Annotated in this window: 12 protein-coding genes and 1 pseudogene; 3 read left to right on the top strand and 10 right to left on the bottom strand. The window is 46.8% G+C overall.

What is annotated here, in order from left to right; genetic code table 11:
* The coding region (locus tag T363_RS15305; protein ID WP_051643279.1) for an N-acetylmuramoyl-L-alanine amidase at positions 1 to 876 on the top strand (876 nt) is incomplete at its 5' end.
* 344 nt (positions 877 to 1,220) lie between these two features.
* On the opposite strand, the gene T363_RS0112840 is transcribed toward T363_RS15305, so the two are convergent.
* The 8 genes and pseudogenes from T363_RS0112840 to T363_RS16160 all read right to left on the bottom strand — a co-directional run bounded on the left by T363_RS0112840 (position 1,221) and on the right by T363_RS16160 (position 8,139).
* Positions 1,221 to 2,096, bottom strand: coding sequence for a BRO-N domain-containing protein (locus T363_RS0112840; protein ID WP_031476438.1), 876 nt, complete (start codon positions 2,094 to 2,096; stop codon positions 1,221 to 1,223).
* A gap of 9 nt (positions 2,097 to 2,105) precedes the next feature.
* The gene (locus tag T363_RS0112835; RefSeq protein ID WP_034972396.1) at positions 2,106 to 2,561 is read right to left on the bottom strand and encodes a low molecular weight protein-tyrosine-phosphatase; all 456 of its coding nucleotides are present in this window, start codon (positions 2,559 to 2,561) and stop codon (positions 2,106 to 2,108) included.
* Positions 2,562 to 2,646: 85 nt separating this feature from the next.
* A pseudogene (locus T363_RS16650) lies at positions 2,647 to 3,009 on the bottom strand (DUF1016 N-terminal domain-containing protein); the annotation flags it as partial.
* Positions 3,010 to 3,146: 137 nt separating this feature from the next.
* Positions 3,147 to 3,917, bottom strand: coding sequence for a hypothetical protein (locus T363_RS0112830; protein ID WP_154658815.1), 771 nt, complete (start codon positions 3,915 to 3,917; stop codon positions 3,147 to 3,149).
* 14 nt (positions 3,918 to 3,931) lie between these two features.
* Positions 3,932 to 5,563, bottom strand: coding sequence for a recombinase family protein (locus tag T363_RS0112825; protein ID WP_031476435.1), 1,632 nt, complete (start codon positions 5,561 to 5,563; stop codon positions 3,932 to 3,934).
* The gene (locus T363_RS15300; protein WP_031476434.1) at positions 5,560 to 6,309 is read right to left on the bottom strand and encodes a recombinase family protein; all 750 of its coding nucleotides are present in this window, start codon (positions 6,307 to 6,309) and stop codon (positions 5,560 to 5,562) included. Before T363_RS15300 ends, T363_RS0112825 begins: the two co-directional genes overlap by 4 nt.
* The gene (locus tag T363_RS0112815; protein WP_031476433.1) at positions 6,309 to 7,910 is read right to left on the bottom strand and encodes a recombinase family protein; all 1,602 of its coding nucleotides are present in this window, start codon (positions 7,908 to 7,910) and stop codon (positions 6,309 to 6,311) included. Before T363_RS0112815 ends, T363_RS15300 begins: the two co-directional genes overlap by 1 nt.
* 76 nt (positions 7,911 to 7,986) lie before the next feature.
* Positions 7,987 to 8,139 carry a hypothetical protein gene (locus tag T363_RS16160; RefSeq protein ID WP_154658814.1) on the bottom strand — a complete coding sequence of 51 codons (153 nt, stop codon included), beginning with the start codon at positions 8,137 to 8,139 and terminating at the stop codon, positions 7,987 to 7,989.
* Positions 8,140 to 8,451: 312 nt separating this feature from the next.
* Between T363_RS16160 and T363_RS16485 the strand changes: the two genes are divergently transcribed.
* Positions 8,452 to 8,631, top strand: a complete 180-nt coding sequence (locus T363_RS16485) for a hypothetical protein (RefSeq protein WP_154658813.1) — start codon at positions 8,452 to 8,454, stop codon at positions 8,629 to 8,631.
* Between the two features lie 122 nt (positions 8,632 to 8,753).
* Here T363_RS16485 and T363_RS0112805 read toward each other — a convergent pair whose 3' ends face one another.
* Positions 8,754 to 9,047, bottom strand: coding sequence for a helix-turn-helix domain-containing protein (locus T363_RS0112805; protein WP_051643277.1), 294 nt, complete (start codon positions 9,045 to 9,047; stop codon positions 8,754 to 8,756).
* A gap of 492 nt (positions 9,048 to 9,539) precedes the next feature.
* Positions 9,540 to 9,890, bottom strand: a complete 351-nt coding sequence (locus T363_RS0112800) for a helix-turn-helix domain-containing protein (protein WP_031476431.1) — start codon at positions 9,888 to 9,890, stop codon at positions 9,540 to 9,542.
* A gap of 213 nt (positions 9,891 to 10,103) precedes the next feature.
* Here T363_RS0112800 and T363_RS0112795 point away from each other — a divergent pair.
* A partial coding sequence (locus T363_RS0112795; RefSeq protein ID WP_031476430.1) for a helix-turn-helix domain-containing protein occupies positions 10,104 to 10,378 on the top strand: 275 nt, incomplete at its 3' end.

Genomic DNA, 10,378 nt, shown 5'->3' with positions numbered 1-10,378 from the left:
ACCATCGACCTGCTGCTGGTGCAGGATGCGGGCGGTTCGACGGGCATGTACCGCGCCGGTGACGGCTATCTGTTCGCCCCGGAGCGTGAGGGGGCGAACGGCCGCCCGGTGTGCAGCGTAGTATGTATGAGAAAAAAGAACAAGGAGGGCAAACCGATGGGCAAGAAGAAGGTATTTATCGGCGTCGGTCACGGCGGCAGCGATTCCGGTGCGGTCGGCTATCTGGTGGAGAAAGATGTCAACCTCACGATGGCGCTGGCCTGCCGTGATTTCCTCGCCGCGTATGGCGTGGATGTCCGCATGAGCCGCACCAAGGATGAGAACGACACAGTCAGTCAGGAGGTGCGCGAGTGCAACGCCTATGACCCCGATCTGGCCGTGGACATTCACAATAATTCGGGCGGCGGCGACGGCTTCGAGGTGTTCCACACGATCCACGGCGGCACGGGCAAGGTGCTCGCGCAGAATATCGAGAAGCAGGTCAAGGCGATCGGGCAGAACAGCCGTGGTGTTAAAACCCGCAAGGGCAGGCGCGGTGACTACTATGCGTTTATCCGCGATACGGTCTGTCCGGCAGTGATCTGCGAGGGCGTGTTTGTCGACACCAAGGCGGACGCCGCGCAGGTCGACACGCTGGCCGATCAGCAGAAGTTCGGTGTGGCGTATGCGAAGGGGATTCTGGATACGCTGGGGTTGGCTTACGATGAGCTGGAGGAGAAGCCGGAAGAGGAAGTACCGGAGACCGACCCAGAGGTGCAGGCGGCGATCACCAAGGTGCAGCAAAAGGCTGGCCTCGCTGCAGAGACCATGCAGTACCTGCTGGCGTATAAGTACGGCGCAGAGCTGGTGACTAAGCTTGCAGCAGCTATGAAATAACGGTGTTCAATTTGGAAATGGGAAAGCCCCGGCGTTTGGGCGGCGGCATATGAAAAATGGAATGCATATGGTAAACGGGAAATATGTAGACGGCAAGGGATATTATCCGGGGTATTAAGAGAGAAGGGAGGGCGTGTTGCCCTCCTTTTTTTGCAAATAAGTAGATCGGCTAGCCGCCGGATGGAGTGTTTTAACTTTTATCGTCAAAGCGGCGTCAAAATAATACGGTTTAATTTAGAAAAAGAAAAAGTACTGAATTTCTTTCGAAATCAGTACTTTTCTTGGAATATGTGAACACTTTAGATGCCATTCCAAATCCCGTTTTTTTCAGAGTAGTCGAAAAATTATTTTTTCTCTTTAGGATCTTCAGCGGTAGGGATTCCGCTCTCAATCAAATTCGCCACAACTTGATTCAGCTGTGACGCATTTTTACTTGTGATAACCGGCACACCTGTTTGAGTTTCGACCGCTTTTCGTGCATCTCCGGCGACCTTACCGCCTGCACGAGCAACCTCAATATTCTCCTGAAAAGATTCTGGAGCCTTCTGCTTGGAAATCTCCGTAGTGGTTGCTTCAGCCAGCATATTCAATACTAACTCTAATGTAGTCATATTATCACGGAGATTCTCTTTGGTCAAGCCTTTCAGCTTTTTATATTGTCCAGTCGTCATGCCAGACCATGCACGAGAGATCTCATTGGTCAGGATCGCATATTCCATTCCCTTTTGGACCCCACGGGCATCCCATTCATCGGTCAGTTCTTTTCGAACCTGAATGGCCTGCAGCCGTTGGTTGATCCACTCGCGGGAGTAACCTTTTTTCAAATAGGTTTCAAGCGCACGATCAATCGTCAGCTCTGGGTCGATGGTTTCTTCGATTCGTTCCCGGCCGACCTGTGCCAGCCACATTTTGAAAGGCTCTGCCTTGGGAGATGGGATGGACTGAATCAGCCGAAGGAGCTGCTCTGTGGTAGCTACATCGGTCTTTCGCTTTTTCCCATCAGCTGCGGTCATTTTCAAACCGTGACAATTTGTCACGGTTTCATTTCCTTCTGCTTTCAGACGCTGTTTGAGCTTTCTCCAATAAGCTGTTGGATCAACGCTGTCTGTCAAAACGCCAACAACATCTACGATGGAAAAGTACCATTCTTCATGTTCTGCATCCCATGCGGTACGGATGCGTTTGTCTTCAAAAAGCTGGATCTTATCTTCCTGCTCCATGATAGCACCTCATTTCTTCGTCAGCGCATTAAGCAGCCCCTGACAACCTTCTGTCACATCCTGCCATGTCGCCTTGAAATCTCTTGTGTACCAGGGGTCGGCTACATTGCCTGGGCGGTCTGTAAAGTCCATCAGGAGGTGCATTTTGTCGGCAAAATCGCCGCCGCAAATGCGATACATATTGCGGAGATTCTGCTGATCCATTCCAATCAGCAGATCGTATTTCTCGTAATCCCGATTGTGAAGCTGCTTGGCTGTTTTGCCGGAACAATCGATCCCCTGCTCTTTGAGCAACTGGCAAACGGGAGGATAGACCGGGTTCCCGATTTCCTCCTGACTGGTGGCAGCAGACTCGATTTGGAATTCCTGCTCCAGTCCTGCTTTCTTCACAAGGTCTTTCATTATAAACTCTGCCATCGGACTCCTGCAGATATTGCCGTGACAGATAAATAGTATCTTGGTCATTTTCGTTGTGCTCCGATTCCTGCTTAATGTTCATAGTATAGCATGAATCAGCGGGATAATCGAGTGTGATTTCTTCATGCATCGATGTTTCAATGGCACTTTTGAGTTCGTTCTTTGACCATCCAAACTCCAAGACAGCCTGCAAATACCAAGCACGCTGCTCTGCCGTTAAATCAGCTTCCAGAAGGACTACATTCTGTGTCCAACCGATCTGCTTCGCCATTGCCTGCCACTCCGGAGCATCTGCATACATTTTATAGAAGTCCCGCATCCGACGCAGATTCCGAGGAGAAAAGCCAGCCAGTTCAGGATACTGCTCTGCCAAATACTTGGAAGCAGCAACCGCCGCACCTTTCTCCGGACGCTCGCTGACCAGACGGCCGATTTCACAATATAGTTCCATCTGGGACATTTCAGCGTTTACGGCTTCTTTCAGAGCCTCAAACATATCGCTGTAATCAATTGCTTTGCGTACATTCATAGCTTTTCTCCTTTCCGGCATTTCTGCCTATTTTCGTAACAGGACAAAGAGAAGCACAGCAGAGATTCTGCTGCGTTTCTCTTTATCTTGTGTTCGCACAGTCCTTAAAAGCAGGACATCGTCATGCCGAAACCCTGCTCTTGGACTTCTTCGATATTCTGCAGACACTTGGGATCTACAATGATTTCTGATTCATTGCGTCCTGTGAATACTGCTAAAATATCTTTTTTATTGATAGTTGCCTGATATACAGTACCCTCCTGATCAAATCGTCCCGCAAACCATTGGGCTGTTTTGTAATCGAGGCTCCATGACAGTGCCCGGATATTTGTTCTGTTATAATCGGTAACACCTCTGTAAATCGTAACACAATCATCGAGGGAACTGAACAGCTCCTTGTCGCTGTCCCGCATCATCATATTTCTGTCAGCCGCCTTGAACATAGCTGTCAGCTCTTTTTTGGACACATTCACATCCTGATTGGGGTTTTCTGAAAGCATCCATGCATCAGCAAGGATACTTGAGAAGTCATTCGTTGACATATATGGGGCTGCATACTTTAGAAAGGTCAGAGCAAATGCCTTGTTGAGCATCATGTAAATGTCATACGCTCGTTCTGCTTGGTCAATTTCTCCGCTGATGAATCTTTGCCATTCTTCAAAATTCTCCTGCGACTCTGTGATATCGACCAGTTGTGCTGTGTCATCTTTTTGAACAAGTACGATCCCTGAAGATGTGAAGGGATGCTGGACGACCATTGGTGAAAACGATGTTTTCTGATAGTCCAGCATTAAAAAGGTTTTTGCCGTGATTCGGACTTGTTCCATATCAGTTGCTTTCTCAGGTCGAGTGCGACTGCTTTTACGCTCATCCATATACTCACTACCCATTATGATTTCACGATTTCCTGTTCTACCTGAGTGCCACTTCTCAGGTAGACGATGATTCTGTCTGCCGAGACTACCTTGACAGTGTCTACCAGCTGACGGATGATGCTTTCATCCCAGTCTGTGAAGTGGTTGGGCATCTGCTTGATTGCATCTGCAGTAGATTCTATACGGCTCATTGCCTGACTGTTTTCTTTGCGGTGTTGTTCGATAACAGCTTTCTTTTCTTTTAGGAAAGCCATTTCTTTCATCACCGATTCAAGCTGTTCCGTATAATCTTTCGCATCCTGTGTGGGCGCGGTTTTTTGGATGATTTCACGAACGAGCTGATTGATTTCTTCCATTCTGCGTTCAATATCGGCAAGGCTGATGGTTTCGCCGGGGATTGGAGCCTGCTCCATTTCCATGACCTGCAGAAGGTCTTTCGTAAGGATATCCTTGTGGCTCATCACCGAGTTGATGGCATTCAGAATCGCTTTCTGGAGCGGTTCTTCGTCCAATGTGGGAGAGTGCTGGCAATACTTTGTGCCATATTCAAGACGGCTCACGCATCGCCATACGATGCGTTTTTTCCCTTTCTTGCTCCATGTACAGCGTTGATACAATGTGCCGCACTCGCCGCAGACTAGCCTTTCAGACAGGGCATACTTGCTGGTGTAGGATGTACGACCTGTAGGTGCATTTTTCTTCGAGTGGCTTTTTGCCGCTGTCCGTCTTGCCAGTTCTGCCTGCACTGCATCGAAGGTCTTCCGACTTACGATTCCCTCGTGGTGGTTTTGAATCAGATACATGGGAAGCTGACCTGTGTTCTTGACCACCTTTTTGCTGATGCAGTCCTCGATGAAGGTTTTCTGGAGCAGGACATCACCACAATACTTTTCATTGCTTAGTATGTTGCGGATACTGGCGATGCTCCAGCATTCTTTCCCACCGGTATTTCGGATTCCTTCGGACTCCAGAAACTCCTTGATCATCCGCAGGCTTGCTCCAGTCAGAAGCATGTCATAGATTTTTCGTACCACCTCTGCCTGTTCGGGGATGATCTTTGCGTTGCCATCTTCGCCTTTTTCGTAACCATACAGGCTGCTGTAATGGATGCTTGTTTTGCCCTCACGCATGGCTTGCCGTTTGCCCCAGCGGACATTGGCAGAGATGCTTTCGCTTTCTGCTTGGGCGAAGGCTCCCAGCATTGTGATGAGTATTTCGCTGTCTGTTTCCAGTGTGTTGATATTCTCTTTCTCAAAGATTACTGCAATACCCAATTCTTTGAGCGCACGGATGTAGTTGAGGCAGTCGACCGTATTTCTGGCGAAGCGGGAGATGGATTTGGTCAGAACCACATCGATTTTCTTTTTGCGGCACTGTCGAATCATGCGAAGGAATTCTGGGCGTTTGCGAGCGGATGTTCCAGTGATACCTTCGTCTGCGAAGATACCTGCCATTGTCCAGCTCTTATTGGTCATGATTTTATCGGTATAATAATTCTTCTGAGCTTCATAGCTGGTAAGCTGTTCCTCGTCATCTGTCGATACTCGGCAGTATGCTGCGACTCGAAGCTGTCGCTGTGTCTTTGCCGCATTTGCCATCTCCGGCCTTGCCGGGATCACAATCACATTGGTGTTTCGTTCCGTCATCTCGTTTCACTCCTTCCGATGATTTGCTTATTCTTCAGTCGCAGGCATATTCTGCCGTTTCCGCTGTTGATGATTTCCGATACTGTGTTTTTGAGAAGTTCTGCATCCAATTCTTTCATGACCTCTCTTTGGCTGAACAGCTGCCTGAGTCGTTCGCTTTCGTATTTACTGGAACCCAGCATTGTGTACTGCATAGCGGCAATTTCGTGAATCAGTTTCTTCGCAGAATCCTCATCGATGGGTTGACAGTTCAGAAGTTCGTCCAGCTTGTCCTGCATGGTTTGCAGTTCGCAAGGAGCGGTGGCTTTTTCTTTCTCCTGAATTTGCTCTGGGTGCAGGATCAAGCTGTTGAGCAGATTTAAGACATGCTGTTCCATACCCTCAATATACTGTCTGCCACTGAGCTGTCGAAGAAGCTTATTGGTTTGGGAGTTGTCTGTCCTCACACATTTTTTCTTTCTCTTTTCCTGTGCTATGTCCAACTCTTTTTGTGTGATGATTGCTGGATAACGACTGTCTCCAACATATCTGGTATCCTCCAAGATGCGAGCCACCATGTTTTTGTTCCATAGCTTTCCCACATCATAGGCAACCTCTTGATTTTTGAGCATTTCAACCAGCGTGCTGTAAGCATCACCTGAATTGTAGTGCGTGAAAATCAGTTTAACGACTTTCGACTCTTGGGGCTGAATCACGATTTGACCCAGCTCTATTTGGTAGCCGAATGGCTGCTTACGGTTTCCCATCAGCGTACCGTCCTTTCAATTTCTTCTGGCAGTTCCAGTCCATTCTTGAGACGGAACCGCAGTTTCTCATTGCTGTCTACGATGACCGATTCAATGAGTTCACCGAACAGTTCAGCACTGAAGCTTTCAAGGAAGTCCGGCCCTGATTCCAGAATGTCCAGCAGTTCCTTCGTCTGGGAGATGGTGTTGTCACCCTCTGCATCCATCAAGCGTTCTTTCTTGAGCTTTACTTCTCTAAGCTGTTCGGTCAGTTCATTGGTTTGGGCTATAAAAATGTCAGGATCAATAAGCCCTTGCTTTTTCAGCATTGTGAGCATTTGATTCTGACTGGATAGGTCGGATATTTGTTTGTTGAGTTCAATGACATCTTCACTCCAGAGCATCCTTCGATTTCGGATAGTCTGAAGATTCTGAATCATCTGCTGAAGGATTGATTTACCCTGCCACTTTAGATTGCAATACAGACGAATGAATGCCTGTTCGATTTCTGTTTCTGGAATGGGCATCATCGCACAATCCTTGCTGTTTTTACTATGCTTGCGGCACACCCAATAAGGATTTGTTCCGCTGATTTTTCTTTGAAAATAGGTTCCACAATCAGCACACACGATTTTTTTCGTGAAGTTGAAGTGATGCTTGGGCTTATTTCGGATTTCCGCTGCCCTTGTCTGATAGAGTGCCTGCACTTTTTCATAGATTGCTCTATCAATAATCGCAGGGTGCGTTGCAGTCACATAGTACTGCTGTCGCTCGCCATAGTTGATTTTCCGCTGGACTGGGAAGGTTTCTGTCGAATATTTCTTCTGAAGTCGTGCATCACCAATGTACTTTTCATTTTGCAGGATGTATCCAACAGCGGTTGCCTGCCAGCAAGGTTTTCCAGTCTGTGTAGGAATTCCGCTTTCTGTCAGTAAATCTGCGATTTCCATCGTGTTTTTCCCTGACAGAAATTCATCGTAAATCATCTGTACTACAACGGCTTCCGAGTCTTCGATTTTGAGTGTTCCATTTTCAAGCCGATATCCGAAGGGGGCCTTGCAGGTGATGAACTGTCCACTTTGCATCCGTTTCTGATAGCTCCATCTCATATTGCCTGAGATGGATTCGCTTTCCGATTGTGCGAAGGATGCATAGATGGCAGTCAGCATTTCACCAGTCATCTTGGCGGTATCAATGCTTTCTTTTTCAAAGTACACGCTGACACCAAGACCCTTCAGTTCTCGGATGCTTTCCAGACACTCTTTTGTGTTTCGAGCGAATCGAGAGAGGGACTTTACAAGGATACGGTCGATTTTCCCTCTGCGGCAGTCTGCCAGCATTCGTTGGAAGTCTGCTCGAATGAGAGCGGATGTTCCAGTGATACCCTCGTCTGCATAGATGTCTACCATGTGCCAGTTGTTATTGCCAGATATCAGCTCTGTATAGTACTGGTTCTGAGCGGCGAAGGAATTGAGCTGGTCTTCAGATGACGAACTGACACGGGCATAGGCTGCTACACGCAGTTTGATTTCTTCTGGCTGCCTGGTCGCTTCGATGGTGATGACTCTGACCTGTCTGTCATTCAAAGCCATACTTCCATCGGTAATTTTCGTATTTGCCATCGTGTTTCGCCTCCTTTCAGCAAACAAACAATACCATAATAAGGGCTTAATAGCTATTCATCATAAGCAATGAAAATCAGAGCGGATAAATGATATTAATATCATAAGCAACAGCGATTCTGGCAGCGATTTTTTGCCCCTCAGCTTTGGTGCAATGACCGGCTGCGATGAGCTGTCTGAGCAGGATGATGATCCCGCAGTAATCCACATTTTTATCAGATCTGTCCATTGAACTTCTCCTTTCTCTGCCGAATCCCAGCAGGACTTGATACCACAAAAACGGAGACCACCTTCTATCGTTTCGAAGGTTACATGTAACTAAGGATATTCCAGTCAGTGATCTCCGTGGCTTCTGATATCAAGTGTTTGGTATCAGTTTTCTTTTGTCTGTATTTGACACTACTTCCCCAGACAAGGGCGGTCGACTAAACTGCGGCTGGCGCCGCACTCCGGGAATCTAACCCCTCCGAGGTTCTCTCCGAGCTGCCCCCATTATGTGAGTTGTGGCTGGGCAGGGGTACCATTATAGGCAAGTGAGGTCTTGGCGAAACAGCTTGCCAAAGCTGCTTTTGGATGGATGGACCCGCTCGCACCTTTCTTGGCCGTCATTTACAGGATTGAAAAGAGAAAACACCTCCTTTCGCTGTTCCCGCAGGTGGTCTTGGCGCATCCTCCGCATCGCTTTTCCTTTTTCTCAGGCTCACTTGCTGATGTTATTTAGTCGCCGGATATTCATTTTTCAAGGTTCAAACAACCTTCATTCAGGTTGTACTTAAAGTTTAACGTATGATCACTTCATTTTCGACTGCCCAGTTGGCGCATTCTGTTCACAAATTGGCGCAATCATAGTTTTTTCTCTAAGCAATAGAGCGCATCGATCAAAGAATTGATCTCCTTCTTAATTTGATTGATTTGCTTTTCATTCCTTTTGCCAACAATCAGATAATCCAAAGTTACACCTGCAAAATCAGACACCTCCATCAGAAAATCGATTGATGGTATCCGGATGCCAACCTCCACCTTGCTTATGTAACTGCGGCTGAAGTTAATCTTTTCCGAAAGCTGAGTCTGAGAGTATCCGAGATGCTCTCGTAATCTTCTAATTCGCTCACCGGTTTCAACAGGATTAAAACACATAACAGTTCCTCCGATTTTTTGAAATTGAAATTAGAAAAGTTTCAAAAAATCTGGGCGGTGACCGGCAGCCAACAAAGAAATAATGGACACAAAAAAATGCGCCCAGCTGAACATACGTCAGCTGGGCGCACAAAAAGGCCGCAAAATCCCGTCCTTCGCAGGGTACATCACGATGGGGGTGTGAATGACCCGGAAGGACATTACTGTTTTGAGTTGTTAAGGAAAATTCACTACCCTGAGAGGATGCCTTACAAACATGACGGCGGCCTCCAAATTACCGCCGTGCCTGTGTCTGCATGGTATAGGGTCGTCTAAGTAATGGCGGCTCTGAATTACTATTACTCAAGTTCCTTCTACGGAACTATGAGTTTTTCTCATGTCTTATCAGGATTATTTGTAAAAAGCCTTATAGTATTACAGCACAGACACATCCGAACTATTAAGCGCCTATGCTGCGATACATTTTACTATCTGCTATCTTGAAGCGGCATTCTAATTTCTCAAATGCGCATCTCGGCGCAGCGAGGTCTTAGTAGCTTCTGCTACATCTCGAATGATCCGAATCTCGTAATCATCACAATCATCGACAATTTCTGCAAGATCCTTTTCAAACTGCACTTTTGTTTTAATCACATTATCGCAAAGCAGGTCATCCACAGATATCGCCAGAGCATTGGCAATGTTGACGATTACAGTCAAACTAACGCGAGTTTTTCCTGTTTCAATATTGCTCATGTGTGCTGCTGAAATCCCCACTTGATTGGCAAGATCATCCTGCGCCATATCTGCTTTGATACGAGCAATTTTCACACGCTTCCCGATTGCCTTGTAGTCCAGCTCCATTCTGTCCCTCCTTTACAATTACTTTTAGGGAAATTGTACATTAGGACTTAGAATATTTTAATACTCCTTAACCCAATAATTAGGGTACAGTTTATTTTGTGAAAAATTTTTTTCTTTTTTCCTACAAAAAGACAAAAAGAGCAGCTCCTTTTTGAACTGCACCCCATTTGTTAGACAGTATGATATACTATCTAACAGATGGGGTGATTTTTTATGCCAAAGGGAGTTTCACAAAAACGATATGCACCAGAATTCAAGAAACTGGTAGTGGAAACTATGAGGAAAGAAAATCTCAGCTGCACAGAAACAGCTGAGAGATTCGGGATCCGCCACAAGCGAGTACAGGACTGGGAACGAATCTATCTGACCGAAGGTCCAGAAGGCTTGTATATTGAGCGGCGTGGTCGAGCAGCTACAGGCCGTCCTCATAAGATTTCCAAGGATGTAGAGGAAGACCTCATTGCAGAAAATCAGCGTCTACGTGCAGA

The sequence above is a fragment of the Agathobaculum desmolans ATCC 43058 genome (genome assembly GCF_000701665.1).
Classification (GTDB): Bacteria; Bacillota; Clostridia; order Oscillospirales; family Butyricicoccaceae; genus Agathobaculum; species Agathobaculum desmolans.
The sequence above is the reverse complement of the archived record's forward strand: the minus strand, read 5'-3'. Positions and strand labels throughout refer to the sequence as shown.